General features: G+C 41.3%; 24 protein-coding genes. 13 read left to right on the top strand and 11 right to left on the bottom strand.

Features of this window, described 5'->3' with window-relative positions; all coding sequences use genetic code 11:
- Window positions 1–63 precede the first annotated feature (63 nt).
- Window positions 64–1,500 (bottom strand): amino acid adenylation domain-containing protein, encoded by a 1,437-nt coding sequence (locus ACQY3F_RS17720; RefSeq protein ID WP_428356294.1) that lies wholly within the window; start codon window positions 1,498–1,500, stop codon window positions 64–66.
- A 445-nt stretch (window positions 1,501–1,945) separates the two neighbouring features.
- Here ACQY3F_RS17720 and ACQY3F_RS17715 point away from each other — a divergent pair, with 445 nt between their 5' ends.
- Both ACQY3F_RS17715 and ACQY3F_RS17710 read left to right on the top strand, forming a co-directional pair.
- Window positions 1,946–2,200 carry an AbrB/MazE/SpoVT family DNA-binding domain-containing protein gene (locus ACQY3F_RS17715; RefSeq protein ID WP_428356293.1) on the top strand — a complete coding sequence of 85 codons (255 nt, stop codon included), beginning with the start codon at window positions 1,946–1,948 and terminating at the stop codon, window positions 2,198–2,200.
- Window positions 2,197–2,586 (top strand): type II toxin-antitoxin system VapC family toxin, encoded by a 390-nt coding sequence (locus ACQY3F_RS17710; RefSeq protein ID WP_428356292.1) that lies wholly within the window; start codon window positions 2,197–2,199, stop codon window positions 2,584–2,586. Before ACQY3F_RS17715 ends, ACQY3F_RS17710 begins: the two co-directional genes overlap by 4 nt.
- Window positions 2,587–2,869: 283 nt before the next feature.
- On the opposite strand, the gene ACQY3F_RS17705 is transcribed toward ACQY3F_RS17710, so the two are convergent.
- The 10 genes from ACQY3F_RS17705 to purM form a co-directional block, all read right to left on the bottom strand.
- Window positions 2,870–3,109, bottom strand: coding sequence for a hypothetical protein (locus tag ACQY3F_RS17705; protein WP_428356291.1), 240 nt, complete (start codon window positions 3,107–3,109; stop codon window positions 2,870–2,872).
- 89 nt (window positions 3,110–3,198) lie between these two features.
- Window positions 3,199–3,378 carry a BrnT family toxin gene (locus ACQY3F_RS17700; protein WP_428356289.1) on the bottom strand — a complete coding sequence of 60 codons (180 nt, stop codon included), beginning with the start codon at window positions 3,376–3,378 and terminating at the stop codon, window positions 3,199–3,201.
- 134 nt (window positions 3,379–3,512) lie between these two features.
- Window positions 3,513–4,709 (bottom strand): ISAzo13 family transposase, encoded by a 1,197-nt coding sequence (locus tag ACQY3F_RS17695; RefSeq protein WP_428352931.1) that lies wholly within the window; start codon window positions 4,707–4,709, stop codon window positions 3,513–3,515.
- A gap of 209 nt (window positions 4,710–4,918) precedes the next feature.
- On the bottom strand, window positions 4,919–6,064 hold the full coding sequence (locus ACQY3F_RS17690; RefSeq protein ID WP_428356287.1) for an ISAzo13 family transposase: 1,146 nt from the start codon (window positions 6,062–6,064) through the stop codon (window positions 4,919–4,921).
- A gap of 154 nt (window positions 6,065–6,218) precedes the next feature.
- Window positions 6,219–6,590 carry an REP-associated tyrosine transposase gene (locus ACQY3F_RS17685; RefSeq protein WP_428357734.1) on the bottom strand — a complete coding sequence of 124 codons (372 nt, stop codon included), beginning with the start codon at window positions 6,588–6,590 and terminating at the stop codon, window positions 6,219–6,221.
- Window positions 6,591–7,128: 538 nt separating this feature from the next.
- Entirely contained in the window at window positions 7,129–7,734 is a 606-nt protein-coding gene (locus ACQY3F_RS17680) for a hypothetical protein (protein ID WP_428356286.1), read from the bottom strand.
- A gap of 431 nt (window positions 7,735–8,165) precedes the next feature.
- Complete coding sequence (locus ACQY3F_RS17675) at window positions 8,166–9,491, bottom strand: hypothetical protein (RefSeq protein WP_428356285.1); 1,326 nt, start codon at window positions 9,489–9,491, stop codon at window positions 8,166–8,168.
- On the bottom strand, window positions 9,488–9,724 hold the full coding sequence (locus ACQY3F_RS17670) for an acyl carrier protein (RefSeq protein ID WP_428356283.1): 237 nt from the start codon (window positions 9,722–9,724) through the stop codon (window positions 9,488–9,490). The genes ACQY3F_RS17675 and ACQY3F_RS17670 overlap by 4 nt, the downstream gene beginning before the upstream one ends.
- A gap of 111 nt (window positions 9,725–9,835) precedes the next feature.
- Complete coding sequence (locus ACQY3F_RS17665) at window positions 9,836–10,804, bottom strand: Tim44 domain-containing protein (protein ID WP_428356282.1); 969 nt, start codon at window positions 10,802–10,804, stop codon at window positions 9,836–9,838.
- 367 nt (window positions 10,805–11,171) lie between these two features.
- Window positions 11,172–12,221, bottom strand: coding sequence for a phosphoribosylformylglycinamidine cyclo-ligase (gene purM / locus ACQY3F_RS17660; RefSeq protein WP_428356280.1), 1,050 nt, complete (start codon window positions 12,219–12,221; stop codon window positions 11,172–11,174).
- A gap of 89 nt (window positions 12,222–12,310) precedes the next feature.
- Between purM and ACQY3F_RS17655 the strand changes: the two genes are divergently transcribed.
- The 11 genes from ACQY3F_RS17655 to bamB all read left to right on the top strand — a co-directional run bounded on the left by ACQY3F_RS17655 (window position 12,311) and on the right by bamB (window position 23,568).
- Window positions 12,311–13,063: a DUF2066 domain-containing protein gene (locus tag ACQY3F_RS17655; RefSeq protein ID WP_428356278.1), complete on the top strand. Its 753-nt coding sequence runs from the start codon at window positions 12,311–12,313 to the stop codon at window positions 13,061–13,063.
- A 228-nt stretch (window positions 13,064–13,291) separates the two neighbouring features.
- Complete coding sequence (gene tgt, locus ACQY3F_RS17650) at window positions 13,292–14,404, top strand: tRNA guanosine(34) transglycosylase Tgt (RefSeq protein ID WP_428356277.1); 1,113 nt, start codon at window positions 13,292–13,294, stop codon at window positions 14,402–14,404.
- Window positions 14,405–14,675: 271 nt separating this feature from the next.
- A complete protein-coding gene (gene yajC / locus ACQY3F_RS17645) occupies window positions 14,676–15,026 on the top strand; it encodes a preprotein translocase subunit YajC (RefSeq protein WP_428356276.1) in 351 nt (116 codons plus the stop codon).
- Window positions 15,027–15,158: 132 nt separating this feature from the next.
- Window positions 15,159–17,012 (top strand): protein translocase subunit SecD, encoded by a 1,854-nt coding sequence (gene secD / locus ACQY3F_RS17640; RefSeq protein ID WP_428356275.1) that lies wholly within the window; start codon window positions 15,159–15,161, stop codon window positions 17,010–17,012.
- Window positions 17,013–17,026: 14 nt separating this feature from the next.
- Window positions 17,027–17,950 carry a protein translocase subunit SecF gene (gene secF, locus ACQY3F_RS17635; RefSeq protein ID WP_428356274.1) on the top strand — a complete coding sequence of 308 codons (924 nt, stop codon included), beginning with the start codon at window positions 17,027–17,029 and terminating at the stop codon, window positions 17,948–17,950.
- Window positions 17,951–18,106: 156 nt separating this feature from the next.
- Window positions 18,107–18,538 carry a nucleoside-diphosphate kinase gene (gene ndk / locus ACQY3F_RS17630; RefSeq protein WP_428356273.1) on the top strand — a complete coding sequence of 144 codons (432 nt, stop codon included), beginning with the start codon at window positions 18,107–18,109 and terminating at the stop codon, window positions 18,536–18,538.
- Window positions 18,510–19,625: a 23S rRNA (adenine(2503)-C(2))-methyltransferase RlmN gene (gene rlmN / locus ACQY3F_RS17625; RefSeq protein ID WP_428357733.1), complete on the top strand. Its 1,116-nt coding sequence runs from the start codon at window positions 18,510–18,512 to the stop codon at window positions 19,623–19,625. Before ndk ends, rlmN begins: the two co-directional genes overlap by 29 nt.
- Window positions 19,534–20,388, top strand: a complete 855-nt coding sequence (gene pilW / locus ACQY3F_RS17620) for a type IV pilus biogenesis/stability protein PilW (protein ID WP_428356272.1) — start codon at window positions 19,534–19,536, stop codon at window positions 20,386–20,388. The genes rlmN and pilW overlap by 92 nt, the downstream gene beginning before the upstream one ends.
- A 15-nt stretch (window positions 20,389–20,403) precedes the next feature.
- Window positions 20,404–21,669 carry a histidine--tRNA ligase gene (gene hisS, locus ACQY3F_RS17615; protein WP_428356270.1) on the top strand — a complete coding sequence of 422 codons (1,266 nt, stop codon included), beginning with the start codon at window positions 20,404–20,406 and terminating at the stop codon, window positions 21,667–21,669.
- A gap of 30 nt (window positions 21,670–21,699) precedes the next feature.
- Window positions 21,700–22,347, top strand: coding sequence for a YfgM family protein (locus ACQY3F_RS17610; RefSeq protein WP_428356269.1), 648 nt, complete (start codon window positions 21,700–21,702; stop codon window positions 22,345–22,347).
- A gap of 39 nt (window positions 22,348–22,386) precedes the next feature.
- Window positions 22,387–23,568, top strand: a complete 1,182-nt coding sequence (gene bamB, locus ACQY3F_RS17605; RefSeq protein WP_428356268.1) for an outer membrane protein assembly factor BamB — start codon at window positions 22,387–22,389, stop codon at window positions 23,566–23,568.
- Window positions 23,569–23,652 lie beyond the last annotated feature (84 nt).

Genomic DNA, 23,652 nt, shown 5'->3' with positions numbered 1-23,652 from the left:
TTTGTAGAGCGGACTTTAGTCCGCAAGTGGTAAGCATATCGACAAAGCGGACTGAAGCCCGCCCTACACCCTAAACAAATCTTGTATCGCCTGATAATCTGTTTTTCCATTAGATAACACGGGTAGATTTTCAACCACTATAAATTTACAAGGTTGCATATAAGGTGCGAGCAACTGGCGTAACGGTTTTATCGCTTCTGCTAAAGATGCGCCAGCGATTAACACCACCACAGCCGCAGGTCGTTGTCCGCTGGTGGTGTCCTTAATGCCAATAACCGCACAGCTTTCAATGGATTCGAGCTGATTAATGCATTGTTCAATTTCAGCCGGCTCAACGCGATAACCAGAGCATTTTAACATGCGATCCAGTCGGCCATGATAGTTGTATTCACCGTACTGATTGAGTGACACTTTATCGCCAGTCGAATAGGTCTTTGAGTTAAGTGCGTGTAGCTTGCCTTGTTGCCAGTAGCCGGAAAAGTTATTCAGACAGTTGACCTGTAATTCTCCGGTACCAGCGTCTATTGTCAGCTGTGCATTACAGGCAGGTAACCCAATCGGGATAGCATCTTCGGTATTTAAGCGCTTTCGATCCACCTGCCAATAACAGCATACATTGGTTTCCGTTGGACCATATAAATTATACAGTTTAGTTTCAGGGAGTAAGTTCGCCAGTTTGATTAAGTGCTGAGAGGGGAAGACTTCACCGGCAAATAAGATGCGTTTTAGACTGGGTAATGGCGTGACATCTAACGCACCTTTAAGGGCAATAAAACTGAGCAAAGAAGGCACGGTATACCAACTGCTAATCTGCTTTTCAGCTAGCCAGGCAGTTAATCGACTAGGCGATAAACTCAAGCGGGAAGGCAGGAAATAAACGCTTGCGCCGCTGGCCAAACTAGTAAATAAATCAAAAATAGAGAGATCAAAATGAAACGGCGCCAGGCTGGCGATACGCTCTTGATTGTTAATAGCAAAGGTTTGACCTGCCCAGACAGAGAAATTGCCTATCGCCTGATGACTTAAAGCAACGCCTTTAGGGTTTCCCGTAGAGCCGGAAGTATAAAGAATAGCGGCCAACGCACTGGGTTCGACGGCAGTCGGAGTGATGTATTCGGCTGTAGTGCAAAGTAAGGCATCGATATCCAGCCATAGTTCTGCTTTATCTAGCCACGCTGGCGCTTCGCCCTGCCCAATAACATAACTAGGCTGCGCATCCTGGATAATAAAGTTTAAGCGTGTTGCCGGATTTTTAATGTCCAAAGGAAGGTAAATAGCACCTGCACTTAATACCCCATAAATAGCACATGCTGAATTAATCCCGCGATCCAGAGCAATGATGATGCATTGATTTTGTACAGATTTAGCTTGCAGGAAAGCCGCTATTTTTTCAATACTAGATTTAAACTCAGCATATGAGGTGGCTTGATTTTCTTCAACGAATGCCGTTGCTTCAGGAGTTTGAGTGCATTGTTGAAAAAAGGGAGTTACGATGTTCATAGGTGGTTATGTTTTTTCGTATTTCGGAAGCGTCATAGGACAGGCGTTGAACTCTGGTAGGGTGGAATAGCGTAGTGATTTCCAGCGTGGGTAGCAAGTCGCTTTATACGTGACCTGCAATATGCCAGAAAACGCTACGCTATTCCAGTCTACGCGATTTTTTTCTTGGAGATATGATCATCTAACAATTGCCGAATTATTTTTTGATATTGCATATGGTGCTTTTCTGAAATATCTTTAAAAGATGTGACACTATCTGAACTAAGAAAGCTTGTAACCTTAGTATTTTGGTTTTTTCTGCAAGTTCCGAGGGAGATGGCAGAAAATCAGCAACCAGTTTAATTTCGCCGATTGTCTCAGTCTGATCTTAATTTCTACCAAAATTGACAAGCATACAAGTACTTATTACAATTCTTACATTAATCTTACTTTTGGCTTGCAATCTATGAATACAACAAAATTATCTAGTAAAGGACAGGTTATCATACCTAAACCCTTAAGAACTGCACACCACTGGGAGGTGGGACAGGAGCTTATTGTTGTTGATCTGGGTGACGGGGTTTTACTAAAGCCCAAGACTCCATTTCCAGTAACTAATATTGATGATGTCGCGTCTTGTTTAAAATATAAAGGTAAAGCTAAAACGTTGGATGAAATGGAGCTAGCCATAAAAAAAGGGATTGAGGAAAAATACAGATGATTTGCGTTGATACGAATATTATTGTCAGGTTTCTAACTCACGATGATGAACAACAATATAAAAAAGCATTTTCAATTTTTAACTCACACGAAGTATTTATTTCAGATACGGTGGTTTTAGAGACCGAATGGGTTTTAAGATATGCATATGACTTTTCACCTGAAGATATTGGTAATGCTTTTATAAATCTGTTTGGCTTAAAGAGCATTCATTTATCGAATCCTACTTTTATTTCTCAAGCAATAAAGTGGCATAAGCTTGGCTTAGACTTTTCAGATGCTATGCATTTAGCTCAATACCAACAATATAAAATATTATATACTTTTGATAAAAAATTCTCACGAAAAGCAGAAGAATTAACCAATTGCCTGGTTACATTACCCTAACCAAGAGATAAGCTGTGAACGACAAGTTATCAAAACTTACGTGATGCGCAGCTTATTTTTTCAAATATTTCTCAATCTTTAAAAAGCCATGAAATTCTGCCATGCCTTTATCCTGCTCGACATCTCTTCAGTTGAAATAGCATTTCTTTCTCTAGAATCTTTGAGACCTCGCTCAATCATCTGTTCAAAAGCTAACGCTCTAAAAATCTCCTCATATGAAGAATCTTCTGGTTACTCCAAAATAAGCTTTTCCGCAGTAGGCTTTCTATTCTTGGACAGCCTCCTAGTCAGTGTTTTTTTGCTTAGCGACATAATCATCTAGCAATTGCCGAATTATTTTTTGATATTGCATATGGTGCTTTTCTGCCACACCTTTAAAATAAGCGACACTTTCTGAACTAAGAGAAATTGTAACTTTAGTATTTTGGTTTTTTACTGCAAGCTCCGAGGGAGATGGCAGAAAATCTGCAGTCAGCTTAATTTCACCGATTGGTTCATCGCTATATAGAATTTGCTTGCTCATAAGTTTTCTTACCTTTACGCCAATATCCAGCACCGAAAATTCGGATGCACCCAGAACGATAAGTAAAACGAACAGTTAAAATGCCGTCTCTATCTTGATTCAACCCGAAACAATAATATCGTTTTTTCTTGTTGACTATGCTCTACATCTTCAGCAATTACACGATATTCATCCAGAAATGTAAACTGTGCCTCATAAAAAGAAACTCCATGTTTTCGCTGGTTTTCAAGATTTTTTGCTTCATCCCACTCAAAGCTTGATTTACTCATAAGCCTAGGCTATCAACAATATGGCTATTTAGCCATATTGTTGTGCTAACAAGTTATTTTCTAGGCTTGATTATCTTGCGTTTCGCATTAATTTTCTACCTAGAAAAAGACATAAGGGAGATGGAAAGAAATAATCATCCAGAACAACCAGGAGAAATGGTCAAAAACCATTTCTCCAACGATGGCATTCGGTCAACAAACTGATAATACGTCTTCATTGCTTTTTTACCTACCTTTACTCCTGTTTCATATATTTTTTCTGTTAATTTAACAATAGGTGCTTTGCCATTGTAGGTCATACTTTTGGCAAATTTTAAAGTTGTTTCAACTGTATCCATTATGTCGCCACTAATATGATTTTCATAGGCTCCCCATACTCGTTCAATTGGGTTATATTTACTATGATAAGGAGGGTAGTAGGCCAGTTTTATCTTTATGTTGCTTTTTTCAGCAAACTCCACAAGCCTTTTTATAAACTGAGTTCTGGAGCTACTGTTCTCCATACCATTGTCAGCGTTAATTGTCAGAATATCTACTCCATATTTTTCTTGAATTTCTGGCCAAATTTCTTCCAATCGGTCAACGATGAAATCACTGCTGGCATAGCCTGCTGTAAAGAAAAGGAAAAAATCATCATGTTCAGGCAGATAAAAACCAAAAGGAGTTAACTTTTCCTTAACATCTAAATCATGATCCTCTGCTTTTGTTAAAACCCGATTTCGTCCTCCCCGTGAAAAATTTCCTATATTCATTCTTGCTTTGGCATCAATTGATATACGAATCTCTTTTGGGTTGATATCTGCCATTCCATTGACTGAATGAACTTGTTCAAAAATTGCATCCGTTTCCTTGATTTTCTTATGAGGCTTTGTTTTTTGTACCTTTTTTGGATGGTAACTCAGGTCATTTAATTTTGTATTGATAGTTTTTGAGCAAGGTAATGTTTTTTCATCGTAATAATCAATCTCCAGTAAACGTTTTCTAACTTCTTTAGCCGTTAGCCGGGTATATAATCGACAGGAATTAAAAGAGGGATCCGTTTGACACTCCGGTTCAGCAATTTTTTTTATGTCATCAAGTAGATGAGGAAAATGCTCTTCACTTTTATTACGCCCTCTCGCTGAAAAATTATCTTCTATGGGCTGAGTTTCAAGTTCATATTGTCCTTTTCGGATAGTGCCTCTATTCCATCCTAGTTTTTCTTCAGCAATACTTGCACCACCTGAGCCTAGTAGCTCCACCGTTTCAGCCATGAATATACGACGTACCGAGCCTTTTAAACGATGGGCTGTATTTATAATCCAACCTATAATGCTATCTGTTAATATCAACAAGCTTATCTGCCTAGTGTGAGAATAAATTCAGAATTCATTATTATAAATTATTGAGACACAAGCTTACTTCGTTTGGATGATTATTTCTTTCCATCTCCCTAAGCCCGTAGGGTTAGCTTATTGAGCGTAGCGAAATAACGTAACCCAGCATTTACCCCAAATCCATATCCAGCTTAGTTGCCCAATCTCTGGGATAAACGTCTCGTTCAAGCCAAAGGTGAAACGATGAGTATTGCCAATCTATTGCCCGTTGAACGTAACCGTGTTTGACATATTTTTTCTGTTAATTTAACAATAGGTGCTTTGCCATTGTAGGTCATACTTTTGGCAAATTTTAAAGTTGTTTCAACTGTATCCATTATGTCGCCACTAATATGATTTTCATAGGCTCCCCATACTCGTTCAATTGGGTTATATTTACTATGATAAGGAGGGTAGTAGGCCAGTTTTATCTTTATGTTGCTTTTTTCAGCAAACTCCACAAGCCTTTTTATAAACTGAGTTCTGGAGCTACTGTTCTCCATACCATTGTCAGCGTTAATTGTCAGAATATCTACTCCATATTTTTCTTGAATTTCTGGCCAAATTTCTTCCAATCGGTCAACGATGAAATCACTGCTGGCATAGCCTGCTGTAAAGAAAAGGAAAAAATCATCATGTTCAGGCAGATAAAAACCAAAAGGAGTTAACTTTTCCTTAACATCTAAATCATGATCCTCTGCTTTTGTTAAAACCCGATTTCGTCCTCCCCGTGAAAAATTTCCTATATTCATTCTTGCTTTGGCATCAATTGATATACGAATCTCTTTTGGGTTGATATCTGCCATTCCATTGACTGAATGAACTTGTTCAAAAATTGCATCCGTTTCCTTGATTTTCTTATGAGGCTTTGTTTTTTGTACCTTTTTTGGATGGTAACTCAGGTCATTTAATTTTGTATTGATAGTTTTTGAGCAAGGTAATGTTTTTTCATCGTAATAATCAATCTCCAGTAAACGTTTTCTAACTTCTTTAGCCGTTAGCCGGGTATATAATCGACAGGAATTAAAAGAGGGATCCGTTTGACACTCCGGTTCAGCAATTTTTTTTATGTCATCAAGTAGATGAGGAAAATGCTCTTCACTTTTATTACGCCCTCTCGCTGAAAAATTATCTTCTATGGGCTGAGTTTCAAGTTCATATTGTCCTTTTCGGATAGTGCCTCTATTCCATCCTAGTTTTTCTTCAGCAATACTTGCACCACCTGAGCCTAGTAGCTCCACCGTTTCAGCCATGAATATACGACGTACCGAGCCTTTTAAACGATGGGCTGTATTTATAATCCAACCTATAATGCTATCTGTTAATATCAACAAGCTTATCTGCCTAGTGTGAGAATAAATTCAGAATTCATTATTATAAATTATTGAGACACAAGCTTACTTCGTTTGGATGATTATTTCTTTCCATCTCCCTAAGCCCGTAGGGTTAGCTTATTGAGCGTAGCGAAATAACGTAACCCAGCATTTACCCCAAATCCATATCCAGCTTAGTTGCCCAATCTCTGGGATAAACGTCTCGTTCAAGCCAAAGGTGAAACGATGAGTATTGCCAATCTATTGCCCGTTGAACGTAACCGTGTTTGACAGGGTTGTAATGAATATAATCAAGATGGTTTTTATAATCCTCTTCATCTTTGATTAAATATTCCCAGAAACGGCGCTGCCAAATTCCGCGTTCTTTTTTCCGTTTGCGGCTGTTAGAAATACGCTCATTCAAAGGCATATTTTTTGCAAAGTGCGTTTTAATTAACCGCCAGCGCGTTGAAAAATCATGATCACCTTCGGGTAATCGCCAAATACAATGTAAATGTTCGGGTAAAATTACGCAGGCTTCAATAATCCTAAAAAAATCAGTTGCTCACGGTTTCTAGCACAAGTTATTGATTCCACGGCACTTCCAAAAAATGTCCGCTTAACCTATGGGTGAAGCTAAAATTTTTTGAAAACACTGTGAAACCAATATCTTGCACTATAAATTCGCGCTCAACTGATTTTTTTAGGAAAATAAAAGGATGGTGTTGTTTAGTCAGACGGAAAGCTTCACGCAACAATTTAATGTTAGAGATCAGTCAATCATTATTGCTACGTTCAGCTAAATTAACGGTAAAAAAATAGACACCTCCTGTTAATTTAGCCCGAATGTAAGTTCTCACATTTTTCCCCTGTATTTCAATACCAGCCAGATAAGGCTTAACAAGTTATGATAGCCAGGCCAAATGCTGGGTTACGTTATCTCGCTCCGCTCAATAAGCTAACCCAGCCTACGGGTCTAAAGTTACGCCCTACAGTTAGGGGAAGCTCCCTGTTGTATTATATGTAGCTACCGTTTGCTTCCCCCCAAAAAGCGGCTTATATATCAGTTATGTCGTGCGTATTCAGTCTCCAGGGCCAAAATCATCAAGTTCAAATTGAACAGGAGATGTTGAAAGGATATTTAAATTCGCCCAGAAATGAGCACCGCCGATATTTACGTAGGGAATGGTTAATTGTTTGCCGTCAAATTCTGCTATACATTGCTTCGCCTGTACCAGTGAAGAACTAATGCAAGAACCCGAGATGCATTGCAACTCTACAGTGTAATCTATAGGCGTTTGTTGGTTATTAAGAGAGATAATTATAGAATAAGTTTCATTTTCTACTGTCGTAAATTCTTCTATTGCAATATTACATGTACCGCCAGTTCCTCTAGCAGCAACTCTGACATTTGATGAGTTATAAACTTGAATTAGTGGTGTGAAATCTGGGACACCTATACAGTTGCCACTAGGTGGGGATACCCTGATTTTAATTACGCCTGGACTTGTTGATGCCAGGACAAATACATCAGAGTCTTTTTCTTGCTCAAAAGAACAAGAGATAACATCAGTTGCTCGTACTGAGGTGGCATTCTTTCCTTGATTGTCACACTGATACTCTTGGCTATATGCTATTTGCGGAGCCAGGGCAGTAAGACAAAATAAGGGTAATAGTATTATTTTCATTAATTATTCCTATTTAGTTTAAATTAAAGATAGCATCAGCATAATATCACAATGTTAGGGATCAGTAATTCCTGAATTCAAGTCATTATTGCTATGTTTAGCTAAATTAACGGTAAAAAAATAGACCCCTCCTGTTAATTTAGCCCGAATGTAAGTTCTCACATTTTTTCCCTGTATTTGAATGGCTGTCAGACAAGTTTTAACAAGGTATGATAATCACGCCAAATGCTGGATTACGTTATTTCGCTACGCTCAATAAGCTAACCCAGCCTACGGGCTGGTATTTGAGTACATTGTTGAAAAAAGGGGAGCGATATTCATAAAAGGTGGTTTAAAAAGAAAGTTATATATTTTTCTTGTAGGAGCGGCCTTTAGACGCGAAGGATACTGCAACCATTCGCGGCTAAAGACCGCTCCTACAACAATAATATCTACGCCATTAATAGTTCCTTCAGCATATTCTCATGCAATTCCTCAATCCACTCCTCTGTAAACAAAGGCTCAATAAAATTATAACTAAGCGTTAGTTGCCGGTTAAACTGGCAGCTTAAAAAGGCGAGGGCGGGTGGGCTACTGATCTGACAAAGATGATAGATTCGGGTGATTTCGGTATTAAAAAAAGAGGTATTGGATAAATCGACATTACCTATATCAGAAAACCAGAATGAGCTACGTTCAGTGCCGGTGCGCATGGATTTACGTAGTTTTTCGCCGTGCTGTTCTAACGATAACCAACTAGCAGCCCACATGATGGGGAGAAATGCATAATCAAGCTGCTTGCGTATGGTATTGGCATTTTGTTGTTTTAAATGCTGAAACAGCGCGGGCCGGTCATGCAGTATAGATTTAGGTGCCTGAGCGAATAAAGGCGCAACATGGTTACTTAATAACGGGCTTAGGGCTTTATTTCTGCGTAAGTTGAACGCATAAGGCGCGCAATAGGCTTCACCTTCTTGTTCAGGATTCATGCGATGCAATGCGCGCATCAAGCAGCCAACATAATATAAACTACTGGCAGTTAGACCCACTTGCTGGCGGATAAGTTGATTAATCGTCTGTGTTTGCTCAGGGCTAAGCGTATAGGTATTGTAGTTTAATTGCTTGGGAGCTTTGCTGGTGTCCGCATGGATAATGCTTTGTAACGTGTCTAGTTGAGAGATATGACGCTTGGCCTTAATAAACATGGCTATTTTCTGCCACCATTTATACTTTGCTAACTGGGTATTTACTAAGGGTTCCAGCCGGGGTAAATCAAACTTAAGTCGTTGCTCTGCGTTGTCGGTGCAAAGATATTTTAAAATTAAATCTGCCCCTTTTGCATCACAAAAAGGGTGAATCCAGCGCATCAGGAATGTGTTTTTGCTGGCACTTTGAATAAGATGGAATTCTATAGGAGGTACGGTCTCACGGGCTTGTCTGTGATTGAGTAATTTGAGCGCCGTTTGCTTATGAAAATCATCTTCGTTTATCTTATCGTTAGCGATATGTTGATGAAATAAGGGATGTTGTTGTGCGCGCTGACACCAGAAAAAACGTTTACCACGCTGCTGTAAGCTGGCAAAAGCCAGTGGAAAACGGTCACCAAATTCATAGATACGTTGTTCTATTGCGCTAGCATCAGGCGGGCTTGTTAGTTCCAGGGCAAAGCCACATTGACTGCCAGGCATGTTTTCCTGGCGTATTTCCTCGTCCATTGCCAGGGTAAAGCAATCGGATGGGTTGAGAATCTGGATAATATCGTCAGTGGCAGTACTCATGCTTTATGTTGCAATATCCATTTTTCCAAGGCATTGAAAGAATTGACATTATCCGGGTCAATTTCAGAATCCGGTAGGGTAACTGAAAATTGCTCTTCTATATGTATAATCAAGCGCATAATGCCCATGCTATCTAAGCCAGCCTCTAATAAGTCGTCATCATCTGAAAATTTTTCAGGCTCTGCGACAAAAATAAGTTCGTTAAAAATAAATTCGCGTATTTTTTGTTTCATAGATGAGAGAGGGGGAATGATGAATATGTATGTAAAACCTTGGTAGCGTGAGACTTAAGCCCGTTGATAATCAGAAATCAGCGGGCTTATTTAGAGTAAGTCTGCTAAGACTTAATCTTCAAGTTGCTGTAAACCATCCAGATACCATTTACCCTGCATGCTGTTTTTGGGTTTGATAAAAGTCCAGACTTCACGCACCTGTTCTGGCTGAGCGCTGACTTCTTCGCGCATTAACGTGTCGAATAGCACCACTGCTTCTATGTCGTTACCTATTTCACGTACTTCCAGCAACTCCGCTTCAACATTGAGTACGTCAGTATGGTTTTTGCTGCTAGAGCCTTTAAGTTGACCCTGAATTTCAGCAAAGACCTTATCGGTAGTTAAGCTACGAATTTCAGCCAGGTCTCTTTTGTCCCAGGCTGTCTGCAGCATTTTATAAGCACCTTCGGCACCTGCCAGAAAGTCTTGTTCATCGAAATCTTTAGGTAATACGATGGCACCTTCAACCAGCTTTTCTTCGTTGCGCTCATGGCTGGTATTAAATCCGCTACTCTGCCCTTTTTTAGAAAAAATATCGGTATCAAAGCCGGCACTGTTTGCAGGTTCATTGTTAGTGCGTTGATAGTTGCTATTTAGTGGTTCTGCATGAGTCGTGTTACGTGCATAATTGCTGGCGCGACTGGTTTTAGGTCTGCCTGCTTTTGCCGCAAATAGTTTGAATAGTAAATAGGCAATCCCGCCAAAAATCAGGATGTCCATAAAATTAAAGTTTTCAAATGCACCACCAAAAAATAGCGAGCCTAATAAACCACCTAATGCTAAGCCACCCAACATGCCCATCAAACCGCCACGTCTAGACATGGTTTGCCGGGCTGACTGGTTTTTATTATAAGCCTGCTTCTGACTCGCAGTTCTCTGTGCGGGTTTGGCTGCTTTTCGGCTGTAGGACTTGTTGTATTTGGACATGCTACCAAATGAGCGGGCACCACCAAAGCGCTTGGCTTCAGCATCTGAAATGCCAGCAAAGCTTAAGGTGGTAGTGACGATCATTGTTAGAAAAAAGCTAGATAATTTATTCATAGTGATGATTGCGTGATTATATAGTTATAAACCTAGAAAAATCAGTTGCTCACGGTTTCTAGCACAAGCTCTTGATTCCACCGCACTTCCAAAAAATGCTCGCTTAACCTATGGGTGAAGCTAAGATTTTTTGAAAGCACTATGAAACCAATATCTTGCACTATAAATTCGCGCTCTACTGATTTTTCTAGGATAAAGCGGGCTTACTTTTAATATGAGGTTGAATACATAAAAAACAAGAAAGCTGGGGAGTAGGCTTTAGCCTACTTAAAACCCAGGATTCATGTAGGCTAAAGCCTACTCCCCTGGTTTTATATCAATAAATAAAGACTGAGGGTTGTTTCGCTTTTTTTGATTATATTAGAGTTTACATGCTGCAATAATTAACTTGATTCTGATTAGGCGTACTGACGATTTCGCCTATGGCAAAGGCTTGCTCACCTTGCTCAACTAACGTCGCTATTGTAGCAGCTTCATCTTCTGCAGCTATACAGACAATCATGCCAATACCACAGTTAAAGGTAGTCAGCATATCAGCCTGGGTGACATTACCTTGTTCTTGTAGCCATTGAAAAATAGCTGGGAACTGCCAGGCATTCAGGTTAATACTTGCACTCAAGCCTTCTGGAAGTACGCGTGGAAGATTCTCGGTAATCCCGCCACCGGTAATATGCGCCATGGCATGTACAGGCACTTGTTTAATAAGCTCCAGTAATGGCTTAACATAAATCCGTGTGGGTTCTAGCAAATGTTCAGCTAGAGGTTTGCCTGCAAGTGAATCGGTCAACGGAATATTACTACGCTCAATAATCTTGCGAATCAAAGAGTAACCATTCGAGTGTGGGCCAGATGAGGCAATACCGATCAGCTTGTCGCCTGCAGCTACTTTACTGCCATCAATAATCGCTTCTTTTTCGACGATACCTACGCAGAAGCCAGCCAGGTCATATTCACCATCAGCATACATGCCCGGCATTTCAGCTGTTTCACCGCCGACTAAAGCAGCCCCCGCTAGCTCGCAGCCTTTGCCTATACCTTCGACGACCGAAGCGGCAATATCGACATCTAATTTGCCGGTGGCAAAGTAATCCAGAAAAAATAATGACTCAGCACCTTGCACGATAATATCGTTAACGCACATACCTACCAGGTCTATGCCGACGGTATTATGTATATTGAGATCAATAGCGAGTTTTAGTTTTGTACCCACTCCGTCAGTACCTGACACTAAAATGGGCTGTTTATAACGATCCAGAGGTAGCTCAAACATCGAACCAAAGCCGCCTAAACCAGACATAACACCTGGTGTCCGGGTTTTTTCAGCGATTGGCTTAATGCGCTCAACCAGTGTATTACCTGCTTCAATGTCTACGCCAGCGCTTTTATAGTTTAAACTCTCTGCTTTATCTTCGCTCACAAGTGCTCTCTTACCAGTCAAATTAAATTATAGTTATGGCTTATTGTACAAGACAAACATGGGATACGAAATTGCATATTAGGTTTTTATTGTTTTGTTTTTTCATGGCGCAAAGCATTTCTGCGCTAGCGTCGGAAATTCTGTATACAGCCGAGGTCTTCACACAAAGTCAGTCGCGTGAAGACAGGAACAAGGCATTAAGTGAAGCACTAGAGCAAGTCATCGGCCGCTTTGTTATAGCTGGCAGTGATATAACGCTAATAGCAGCGTTAGATAATGCCGCTTCCTATGTAGACCAGTATCAATATGTGCAAATGTCTGGTGATACGAGTAAAAAGTCGAGCCTGAAAATGCGTGTTATTTTTAATAAGGATGCTTTAAGTTCCTTGCTAGGCAGTAGCAATTTGGCTATGTGGGGTGAAAAACGTGATAAAACGCTAGTGTGGCTTGTTGTGGAGGAGGGTCGTAAACAGACTTTTGTGGATTCTGATCAAGACACTGGGATTGAAATTGCATTACTTGATGCAGCTATGGCTAGTGGTATTCCGCTGTTATTTCCTTTAATGGACCTAGAAGAAAAGCTGGCAATATCTGTTACCGATATACCTGCAACAAGTCCCGATAAAATATTGGCAGTTTCAGAGCGCTATGCAGTAGCGAATATTTTATCGGGGAAACTGGTTAAGCGTCGTACATGTTGGCGCTCGGAATGGACTTTGACTGTTAATAGCAAGACTGAGCAATGGTCTGAGCCTTGTGCGGATTTAAAAGCAAATTTAATGAGTACAATGCAAAGAGTTTATAAGTCTTTATCCGTTGTTTATGCCGTGAGTGGTAAATAGCTATACGAAGATCAATTGCCGTGGCCGCGCGAAGTATAATAAACTTGGTTATAATTACTCAAGCATTGCTTCTGTGATATTCACTTGAAATGTAAGTGTCCAATGCTAGTGAAGCACTCGCATTAGAAAAAATAAAGCATTTCTGCTGTTAACAAATTCACTTGGCTAGGCTAATTTCACTTCTAACTTTCAACCTAAGAAATTCCTTCTCTTTAGATATATTTACCCATGCAATTTGATTTACTAAATACCGATGGTCAGGCGCGACGCGGACGGCTGACTTTTGAGCGAGGTGTCGTTGAGACCCCCATTTTTATGCCAGTCGGAACCTATGGTACTGTGAAGTCACTGACCCCGCATGAGCTGACTGATATTGGTGCGCAAATTATATTGGGTAATACCTTCCATCTGATGTTGCGGCCCACTACCGAAGTGATTAAGGCGCATGGCGATTTGCATGACTTTATGAGCTGGCAGGGGCCTATTTTGACCGATTCGGGTGGTTTTCAGGTGTTTAGTCTAGGTGAATTGCGCAAAATAACCGAAGCCGGAGTGAACTTTAAATCGCCCATTGATGGCAGTAAAATTTTTATGGGCCCGGAAGAGTCAATGCAAGTGCAGCGAGATTTAGGCTCGGATATTGTGATGATTTTTGATGAATGCACGCCCTATCCCGCAACAGTGCAGGAGGCTGCTGATTCTATGCGCTTATCTTTGCGTTGGGCTGAGCGTAGTAAAAAAGCACATGGAGATAATCCCTCGGCGTTATTTGGTATTGTGCAAGGCGGCATGTACGGGCACTTACGCGAAGAGTCTATCGCAGGCCTGGTAAATATTGGTTTTGATGGCTATGCAATAGGTGGGCTTTCTGTAGGTGAGCCTAAAGATGAAATGATGGCGACTCTGGATGCGGTGCATCCAAAATTACCGCTAGATAAGCCAAGATATTTGATGGGAGTGGGCACGCCGGAAGATTTAATTGAAGCGGTCAGACGTGGTATAGATATGTTTGATTGTGTGATGCCTACACGAAATGCCCGCAATGGACATATTTTTACCACCGCCGGCGTGATTAAAATTCGTAATAGTCAATATCAATTCGATACCAAGCCTTTAGATGAAGATTGTGCTTGTTACACTTGCCAGAATTATTCGCGCTCTTATTTGCGACACCTGGATAAGTGTCATGAGATATTGGGTGCACGATTAAATACTATTCATAATCTGCATTATTATCTAAATTTAATGCAAGAGGTGCGGGAAGCCATAGCAGATAACGCATTTGAAAAGTATGTCAATTTGTTTTACGAACAACGAGGCAAAGTTGTTCCTGTCGTTTAACCTAGAAAAATCAGTTGCTCACGGCTTCTAGCACAAGCTATTGATTCCACAGCACTTCCAAAAAATACCCGATTAACCTACGGGTGAATCTAAGATTTTTTGAAAGTATTATATTAATTCAATGTGTTGCACTATAATTCCGCGCCCAACTGATTTTTCTAGGTTTAAGCCATTAAAAAGTGGTGGATAGCAATCCGTAATGGTGGCCGTGTAAAGTCTATGTCATAATAGAGGGCTTTTTTACTAAATAATTGATGATATTGGGGAAGACATGAGTTTTTTAATTTCAGATGCAGTTGCCGAAGCAGCGCCTGCCATGGGACAACAACCAGGCTGGGAAGGTTTTGCATTTCCTATAGGTATTCTAGTATTTTTTTACTTTTTATTTTTAAGACCTCAGCACAAGCGTACTAAAGAACATAAAAAAATGCTTGAGCAGATGCAGCCCGGAGCAGAAGTTGTTACCGGTGGCGGGGTTTTGGGTAAGGTCGTTAGTCTGGATGAAAATTTTGTTCAGGTTGAGGTAGCGCCTAATGTTGTCATTCAGGTGCAACGTCACCAGATTGGTAGCTTAATGCCAAAAGGAACTTATAAAGTTCAAATGAAAAAAACAAAGTCTTAAGCGCTAAAAGCGACTAAGAGCGGACACTATATAGGTGGGTGTATTACTGGAGTAGCTATTTTACTCTAGGATGCGCTCATTCTTCGTTGGTGCGGATAGCACCAGACATTGATTTATCTTGTTGGACTTATCATGCAAAACCATTTCCCTTTATGGAAAAACCTGTTGATTCTCACTGTTTTAGTTCTGGGGATTGTGTATGCATTGCCTAATCTTTATGGTGATGATCCATCAGTACAAATATCGGCTAGCAATGCGGCTGATATTACAGACATACAACTGACACAAATTGAAAGCACATTGGTCGACGCTGCTATTACTCCGAAAGCAATAGAAGTACAAGGCAGTAAAGTTCTGGCGCGTTTTAATAATACTGATGATCAGATGCGCGCTGCAGATTTATGGCGTAATGATCTGGGTGGCCGCTATATCGTGGCTCTAAATCTGGCACCTGCAACACCAGATTGGTTGCGCTCAATAGGTGCTGAACCTATGTATCTAGGGCTGGATTTACGTGGTGGGGTGCATTTTCTATTAGAAGTTGATATGCCGGCCGCACTTAAGCAGGCTGAAGAACGCTACAATAATGACGTGCGCCTAGCATTGCGTACGGCTAAAATTCGCTATAAATCGGTTGCGTATGATAATGGTGCTATTAAAGTGGTCTTGCGTAATGAAAAAGACAAGCTAGCTGCAATTGCAATGGTTGATGAAGACTTTCGTAAGCTGGATATGCGCGTAGACGAAACACAACCGGTGATTTATTTAAGTATTTCTGAGCAAGAAATTAATGAAGTAAAGAAATTTGCGTTGGCGCAAAATATTACTACTTTGCGTAATCGTGTTAATGAGCTGGGTGTTTCTGAGCCGGTGATTCAACAGCAAGGGGATAACCGTATTGTTGTACAGCTACCTGGCGTACAGGATACAGCACAGGCAAAGGAAATTCTGGGTACAACAGCAACACTGGAATATCGCAAGGTTGATACCGAACATGATGTACAACGAGCCATTAATGGGCGGGTGCCTGTAGGCTCAATTCTATATTATGAGCGAGATACCAAAGCTCCGGTCTTATTAAAGCGTCGCGTGATTATTACCGGTGATCAGATTGTTGATGCATCATCGGGCCTTGATCAGAATGGTTCTGCATCGGTGAATATTACCTTGAACGGTATAGGCGCTAAAAAAATGGGTAAATTCACTAAAGATAATATCGGCCAACCCATGGCTGTTGTCTTTATTGAGCAGAAAAGCACTACCACTATAGTGAATGGTAAAAAAGTTCGCCACAAAGAAAAAATTCAAGAAGTCATCAGTATTGCTACGGTACGCGATGCATTTAGTAAGCGCTTTCAAACGACCGGACTTGATAGTCCTCAGGAAGCTCGTAAACTCTCTTTATTATTACGTGCGGGTGCATTGGCTGCGCCAGTGGAGATCGTTGAAGAGCGTACCGTTGGCCCAAGCCTGGGACAGGATAATATCAATAAAGGTATGCTATCTGTGCTAGTGGGGTTTGCCCTGGTGCTGATTTTTATGGCGGTTTACTATAAAGTCTTTGGTCTTATCGCAAACCTGGCTTTGACCTTTAACCTGGTGGTTATTGTTGCAGTATTATCAATGTTACAGGCAACGTTGACCTTGCCTGGTATCGCTGGAATAGTACTGACCGTGGGTATGGCGGTGGATGCAAACGTGTTGATTTTTGAGCGTATTAAAGAAGAGCTGCGCAATAAAAATTCTCCGCAAACTAGTATTTTCGTAGGTTATGAAAAAGCTTTTGCCACGATTTTTGATGCTAATATCACAACTTTACTAGTGGCATTAGTTTTATTTGGTTTTGGTACCGGCCCTATTAAAGGCTTTGCCATTACTCTGGCTATAGGCATTTTAACCTCCATGTTTACCGCCATTTTAGGCTCTCGTATGGTGATTAACTGGATTTACGGTGCTCGTCAGAGTATTGATAAGCTCTCTATTTAGGCAGGAGAAAAACGATGACTGAACAAATTGATTTTTTAGGTAAGCGCCGCTTTGCGGCAATTTTTTCTGGTTTATTATTGATAGCTACGATTGTTTCATTAGCTGCGCAAGGTTTAAGGCTGGGTATTGATTTTACCGGGGGTACGCTGGTAGAAATAGGCTATAAACAGTCTGTCGATCTTAAAGCTATGCGCTCGGCACTGGATACAGCGGGCTTTGATGATGCCACTGTGCAACACTTTGGTTCGACACAGGAAATTTTGATTCGTTTACAGCCGAAAGATGGCTTAAGTAATGCACAGCTAAGCACAGGTGTTGCCACTGCAGCGAATGAAGTTATGGCCGAGCAGGGTGATTTACGCCGCGTTGAGTTTGTCGGGCCGCAAGTGGGTGATGAGTTGACTGAAGATGGAGGGTTGGCATTGCTGTACTCCATGTTCGGTATCTTGATTTATGTCGCCTGGCGTTTCGAATATAAATTTGCGCTAGGTTCTGTCGCTGCTTTAGCGCACGATGTTTTGATTACTCTGGGCTTTTTTTCGGTCTTGCAATTAGAGTTTGATTTAACCGTATTGGCGGCTGTTTTAGCAGTGATTGGATATTCATTAAACGATACCATTGTTGTTTATGATCGAATTCGGGAGAATTTCAGGTTGCTGCGTAAAGGTTCTGCTGAAAATGTAATGAATATATCACTGAATCAGACTTTAAGTCGTACCATTATGACTTCACTGACCACGCTTTTAGTGTTAATTGCACTAGCGTTATTAGGTGGTGAGATTATTCATAATTTTGCTATTGCTCTTACTGTAGGTGTGGTGATTGGTACGTATTCTTCTATTTTTGTTGCAAGTCCTATCGTGTTGGCATTAGGTGTGAGCAAAGAAGATTTGATGGAGCCAGAAATTGAAGGCGATGATATTGATTTAACACCATAATTCGAATTAATGTAGGGCGTGGCTTTAGCCCGCCGCCTTATAAAATGCGGCGGGCTAAAGCCACGCCCTACACTGAAGAGTCTCAGTTCGATAGTGTTCCTAAAAGGAAGCTATCACAAATTTTAATTTAATATTTAACCTTAGGAGTTTAAAAAAATGGCAGTAGAACGTACTTTTTCTATCGTAAAGCCCGATGCAGTTGCTAAAAACCATATCGGTGAGATTTATAACCGTTTTGAAAGCAATGGTTTACGTATTGTTGCAGCGAAAATGATGCAATTAACGAAAGAGAAAGCAGAAGGTTTTTATGCTGAGCATAGTGAGCGTCCTTTTTTCAATGACCTAGTTGCTTTTATGACGTCTGGCCCAGTGATGGTTCAGGTTTTAGAAGGCGAAGGTGCCGTACTGAAAAATCGTGATTTAATGGGTGCTACTAATCCTGCAGACGCTGATGCAGGTACAATTCGCGCAGATTTCGCGACTAGCATTGATGAAAATGCTGTGCATGGTTCAGATGCAGTTGAATCAGCGGCGCGCGAAATTGCATATTTCTTTGCTGATGAAGAGCTTTGTGAACGCATCCGCTAATAAAGAAAAAATTAATCTGCTCAATTTCGACAGAAAAGGCATGCAAGCCTTTTTTGTTGAAATTGGCGAGAAGCCTTTTCGTGCGACCCAGCTTATAAAATGGATCTATCAGGAAGGCGAGTTTGATTTTGATCAAATGACTAATTTAAGTAAGTCCTTGCGGGCTTACTTAAAAGAGCATTGCTGTATTGTTGCGCCAGATATTATTTTTGAACAAGTTGCCAGCGATGGGACCCGTAAATGGGTAGTGGAAATGGGCGGCGGCAATAAAGTTGAAGCGGTTTATATTCCCGAAGCCAACCGTGCAACATTGTGTGTATCTTCGCAAGTGGGTTGTGCTTTAGCCTGTACTTTTTGTTCCACGGGACAACAGGGCTTTAATCGTAATCTCAGTACGGCTGAAATTATTGGTCAGTTGATGGCTGCGAATAACCGTATTGGAGAGCAGGGGCGTGTTACAAATGTAGTCATGATGGGCATGGGTGAGCCCTTGTTGAATTTTGATAGCGTGGTTGCCGCAATGAATCTGATGACCGAAGACTTTGCCTTTGGTTTGTCTAAGCGCAGGGTGACTATCAGTACTTCCGGAGTGGTGCCGGCAATGTACCGTTTAACAGAGGTTTGCGATATAAGTATGGCGGTATCATTACACGCGCCTACAGATGAATTAAGAGATATTTTAGTCCCTATCAATCAGAAATATCCTTTAAAAGAATTGATGGCTGCATGCCAGAAATATATAGAAACTTCTCCTAGAGGTTTTATTACCTTTGAATATGTCATGCTGGATGGCGTGAATGATTCGCTGACTGACGCGCGATTACTGGTTAAATTGTTGAAAAACGTACCTTCAAAAATGAATTTAATTCCTTTTAACCCATTTCCGAATACTAAGTATACCTGCTCTTCGGTAGAGACTATCGGCCGGTTTAGAGATGTATTGCATAAAGCCGGAATTGTAACGACGGTACGTAAAACACGTGGTGAAGATATTGATGCGGCGTGCGGACAATTGGTTGGTAAGGTTAAAGATAAAAGTCGCCGTGCAGAGAGATTGCAAAAGATGGAGACATTGCATGGCAATTAAACAGGCTTGTTTGTTAGTGATAATAGGGTTGATAACAGCATGCTCCCAAACTGAAGAAAAATTTATTTATGTTGAGCCAGCAGCGGTGGAGCTAGACCGTCCGGCTAAAGATCGCGCAGAAACACTGACAGAGTTGGGTTTAGCATATTATAAATTAGAGAAATATAAGTATGCAGAAGAGAATCTGCAGCGCTCATTAAAACTGGATAAAAATAATGCCACGACTTATCAGGTTTTCGCTTTAATTAGGCAGCGTAGTAAGAAGCCAGAGCAAGCGCAAATATATTTTGATAAGGCACTAAAGCTGGAGCCTGATAACTATAATATTCTTACCGCCTATGCTGTATTTTTATATGAAGAACAGCGTCATAAAGAAGCTATTATTGAGTTTAATCGTATCGTCAATGCACCGTTTTATAAGAAGACGTGGGTTGCTTATAGTTACTTGGGCTTATACGATTTAGAGAACGGTGAGCAACGACCCGCTGAGATAAAATTTTATAAAGCGCTACAGGCTAACCCGGGTTATTCGCTGGCTTTGTTTGAAACGGCTAAGATTCGCTATGCCAGAGGCAACATGATGTCTGCTAGGGCTTATATTGAACGCTATTTTAGTTCAACAGGGAAAACACTGGACGGATTAGAGTTGGCGATTAAAATAGAAACGGCATTACAGACTTACGATCTAGTTGAGGAATATCAACTGGAATTAAAACGCAACTTCCCTTTTTCGGAAGCTGCAGCAAAGATTAACAGCTTTTAAACCGAAAGAACTAGTATGGCAAAAAATATTCAGGCAATTCGTGGTATGCACGATGTACTCCCTGAGCAAAGCGCGCGCTGGCAGTTTGTAGAGCAGCATATACGAGATGTTTTAAGCGCCTATGGATACCAGGAAATACGCCTGCCCATCGTCGAAAAAACAGAACTATTTAAACGCTCGATTGGTGAAGTTACCGATATCGTCGAAAAAGAGATGTATACTTTCGACGATCGAAATGGCGAATCGCTGACTTTGCGCCCGGAAGGTACTGCAGGTTGTGTCAGGGCATGTCTAGAGCATGGCTTATTACATAATCAGACTCATAGGCTTTGGTATTTTGGCCAGATGTTTCGTTATGAACGTCCGCAGAAAGGGCGCTATCGGCAGTTTGTACAATTAGGTGTCGAAACCTATGGTATGGCGGATGCGGATATAGATGCGGAATTAATTCTACTCAGTCACAGGCTATGGCAGCGACTAGGCATCAGTGATACGCTAGAATTACAGTTAAACTCACTGGGGACTACCGCAGAGAGAGTGGTCTATCGTGAACTACTGGTGGAGTATTTTACCGCCAACGTTGAGCAGCTGGATGAAGACAGCCAGCGACGTTTGCTGAGTAATCCTTTGCGTATTCTTGATACCAAAAACCCAGATATGCAGGTATTGGTTGAAGCAGCGCCCAAACTGATGGACTCTTTGGGCGCAGATAGCCTGGCGCATTTTCAACAGCTTACTGAAACGTTGACAGCGCTAGACATTTCTTACAAGTTGAATACACGACTGGTTAGGGGGCTGGATTATTACAGCAAAACGGTGTTTGAATGGGTGACAACTGAACTAGGTGCGCAAGGTACGGTGTGTGCAGGTGGACGATATGATGGTTTGATAGAGCAATTGGGTGGCAAGCCAAATCATGCAGTGGGTTTTGCCATGGGTATGGAGCGTATCCTGGCCCTATTAGAAAATCGGCAAGATCTGGCTAATATTCAGACAGTTGATGCTTATATGATCCTGGTCGGTGATGCTGCGCAAAAAGCAGGAGTCGTTCTGGCTGAAAAATTGCGCGATAGCGTGCCGGGGTTCAGATTGCAAATGCATTGCGGCAGTGGCAGCTTTAAAAGTCAGTTCAAGAAAGCTGATAAGAGTGGTGCTCAGTATGCATTAATTCTTGCTGAAGATGAAGTTGTTAATGAAACCATTGGTGTTAAATTCTTACGCACAGATGATGAGCAGCGTACTGTTTCAATTGCGCAGCTGATTGAATTATTAGATAGCTAAAAATACAATAACGATTAAAAAGGTAAAAAAGTGGAAATTTACGAAACAGAAGAAGAACAGGTTGCAGCCTTAAAAGACTGGTGGAAAGCCAATGGAACATCGGTTATCAGCGGAGTCATCATGGCGATTATTATTGTTGGTGGCTGGAATCTGTGGCAGAGCTTTCAGCAAGATAAAATGAGTCAAGCTTCATCATTATACGAGAAGTTAATAAAAGCCGAAGAAGCGAGTCAATTTGAGTCGGTGGATAACATCGCCAACAAGCTGAATAAGAATTATAACTCGACTGCTTATGCTACTTATGCGCGCTTATTTGCAGCAAAAGCGAAAGTTGAAGAACAGGATTTAGTCGCTGCGAAAGAGCAATTACAAATAGCTGTTGCTACCAGTAGCGATGCTGAATTAATTCATGTTGCACGCACACGTTTAATTCGAGTGTTACTGGCTTTACAAGAATATGAGCAAGGGCTGGAAATTATTGCCGATGTGGATCAGTCTTCTTTAGGGGGTTTTGCTGCCATCTATGAAGAACTAAAAGGGGATTTATATGTTGCCTTGGGCCGAGTGGGTGAAGCACGAACTGCTTACCAGGCTGCGTTATCTGCAGGACGAAGCTCTCCCTTATTGCAATTTAAGCTGGATGATTTAACCAGTTCTGATAGTGCAAGCGCGCTATAGGCTATACGCTGCCTCTAATAAGCAAACGTTGATTTCCACATGCGAAGAATATTAGCTTTAATTTTTATCTTAGGTTTGTCTGGCTGTGCAACTTTGACACAAATGTCTGACAGCGTGGGTGACTTGTTTAAAGACTCGGATAATTCTGAGCCACCGGCGGAACTGACAGAATATGAGCCAGAAGTTAAGCTGGAAGTTTTATGGGATAAGTCTGATGGCGACGGTACTGATGAGTTAGCACTTAATTTGGTGCCTGCGGTTGCTGATGGACGCGTGTTTATAGCTGATCATGATGGCTTGATTCAGGCAAGAAGCCAGCTTGATGGTGAACTCTTCTGGGAAGTTGAAACAGACTTGCCTATCTCTGCCGGTCCGGTTATCGATGGTGACTTACTGTTTGTAGGTACCAGCAAGGCAGATGTTTTGGCATTGAACGCCCAAACGGGAGAAGGTGTCTGGAAACATCGCGTTTCCAGTGAAGTAATGGCTTTACCGGTTGTGGTGGGTGATCGTGTGATTGTGCGTTCTGATGATGGCTATGATCTTGCTCTGGATAGAACTACGGGAGTAGAAGTCTGGTCTGTAGAGCATAGCATCCCAGCTTTGACTGTACGCGGTGAAGGCTCTCCTGTCGTGGTCGGAGATATGGTGATTATCGGCTATGCGAATGGAAAATTGATGGCCTTGAATTCCGCGGATGGGGCACATATCTGGGAAACCAGTGTGGCTATTCCTCGTGGACGTTCAGAAATTGACCGTCTTACTGACCTTAATGGCACACCCGTTTTAAATGATGATGTTATTTTTGTCAGTAGCTATAAAAGCGGGGTGAATGCGGTGACACCTATTGATGGTGAAGTTATCTGGCGTAATGAAATTATTTCCGCTTTCCAGGGCCTGAGTGCTGACTATAGCTATTTATATTTAAGTGATGCCAGCAGTGATGTGTGGCAGTTAGACCAACGTAACGGGGCTTCTTACTGGAAGCAGACCGACTTGCACCAGCGCCGCTTATCAATGCCTGCAGTATATGAAGACTATGTGGTCGTCGGAGATTTTGAAGGTTATTTGCACTGGCTATCTAAAACCGATGGCCGGTTGTTAGGCCGCATAGAAATTACTGATGAGCCTATTGTTGCTCAACCTGTTGTGGTCGATGGCACGCTTTATGTCTATGCCTCAGATGGGACTTTAGCCGCTGTTAGAGTGTTATTGTTTTAGACCATCAAGGTACTAAATCTTACATCCAAAAGGCGCCGCCCTGTTGGGTGCTTAATCGGGCTCTTTTCAGTTCGGTACTTTATT

Source organism: Methyloprofundus sp., from assembly GCF_965251085.1.
Taxonomy (GTDB): Bacteria; Pseudomonadota; Gammaproteobacteria; order Methylococcales; family Methylomonadaceae; genus Methyloprofundus.
This window is presented reverse-complemented; position numbering and strand designations above follow the sequence as displayed.

Bases quoted from the DNA above. Each gene is read 5' to 3' on its own strand.
- ACQY3F_RS17700 (WP_428356289.1), bottom strand. From the start codon at position 3,378: ATGAGTAAATCAAGCTTTGAGTGGGATGAAGCAAAAAATCTTGAAAAC.
- ACQY3F_RS17675 (WP_428356285.1), bottom strand. From the start codon at position 9,491: ATGAGTACTGCCACTGACGATATTATCCAGATTCTCAACCCATCCGAT.
- secF (WP_428356274.1), top strand. From the start codon at position 17,027: ATGACTGAACAAATTGATTTTTTAGGTAAGCGCCGCTTTGCGGCAATT.
- pilW (WP_428356272.1), top strand. From the start codon at position 19,534: ATGCGGCGTGCGGACAATTGGTTGGTAAGGTTAAAGATAAAAGTCGCC.
- ACQY3F_RS17665 (WP_428356282.1), bottom strand. From the start codon at position 10,804: ATGAATAAATTATCTAGCTTTTTTCTAACAATGATCGTCACTACCACC.
- ACQY3F_RS17680 (WP_428356286.1), bottom strand. From the start codon at position 7,734: ATGAAAATAATACTATTACCCTTATTTTGTCTTACTGCCCTGGCTCCG.
- rlmN (WP_428357733.1), top strand. From the start codon at position 18,510: ATGAAGAGCTTTGTGAACGCATCCGCTAATAAAGAAAAAATTAATCTG.
- ndk (WP_428356273.1), top strand. From the start codon at position 18,107: ATGGCAGTAGAACGTACTTTTTCTATCGTAAAGCCCGATGCAGTTGCT.
- yajC (WP_428356276.1), top strand. From the start codon at position 14,676: ATGAGTTTTTTAATTTCAGATGCAGTTGCCGAAGCAGCGCCTGCCATG.
- bamB (WP_428356268.1), top strand. From the start codon at position 22,387: ATGCGAAGAATATTAGCTTTAATTTTTATCTTAGGTTTGTCTGGCTGT.
- ACQY3F_RS17705 (WP_428356291.1), bottom strand. From the start codon at position 3,109: ATGAGCAAGCAAATTCTATATAGCGATGAACCAATCGGTGAAATTAAG.
- ACQY3F_RS17710 (WP_428356292.1), top strand. From the start codon at position 2,197: ATGATTTGCGTTGATACGAATATTATTGTCAGGTTTCTAACTCACGAT.
- secD (WP_428356275.1), top strand. From the start codon at position 15,159: ATGCAAAACCATTTCCCTTTATGGAAAAACCTGTTGATTCTCACTGTT.
- ACQY3F_RS17715 (WP_428356293.1), top strand. From the start codon at position 1,946: ATGAATACAACAAAATTATCTAGTAAAGGACAGGTTATCATACCTAAA.
- tgt (WP_428356277.1), top strand. From the start codon at position 13,292: ATGCAATTTGATTTACTAAATACCGATGGTCAGGCGCGACGCGGACGG.
- ACQY3F_RS17670 (WP_428356283.1), bottom strand. From the start codon at position 9,724: ATGAAACAAAAAATACGCGAATTTATTTTTAACGAACTTATTTTTGTC.
- ACQY3F_RS17720 (WP_428356294.1), bottom strand. From the start codon at position 1,500: ATGAACATCGTAACTCCCTTTTTTCAACAATGCACTCAAACTCCTGAA.
- hisS (WP_428356270.1), top strand. From the start codon at position 20,404: ATGGCAAAAAATATTCAGGCAATTCGTGGTATGCACGATGTACTCCCT.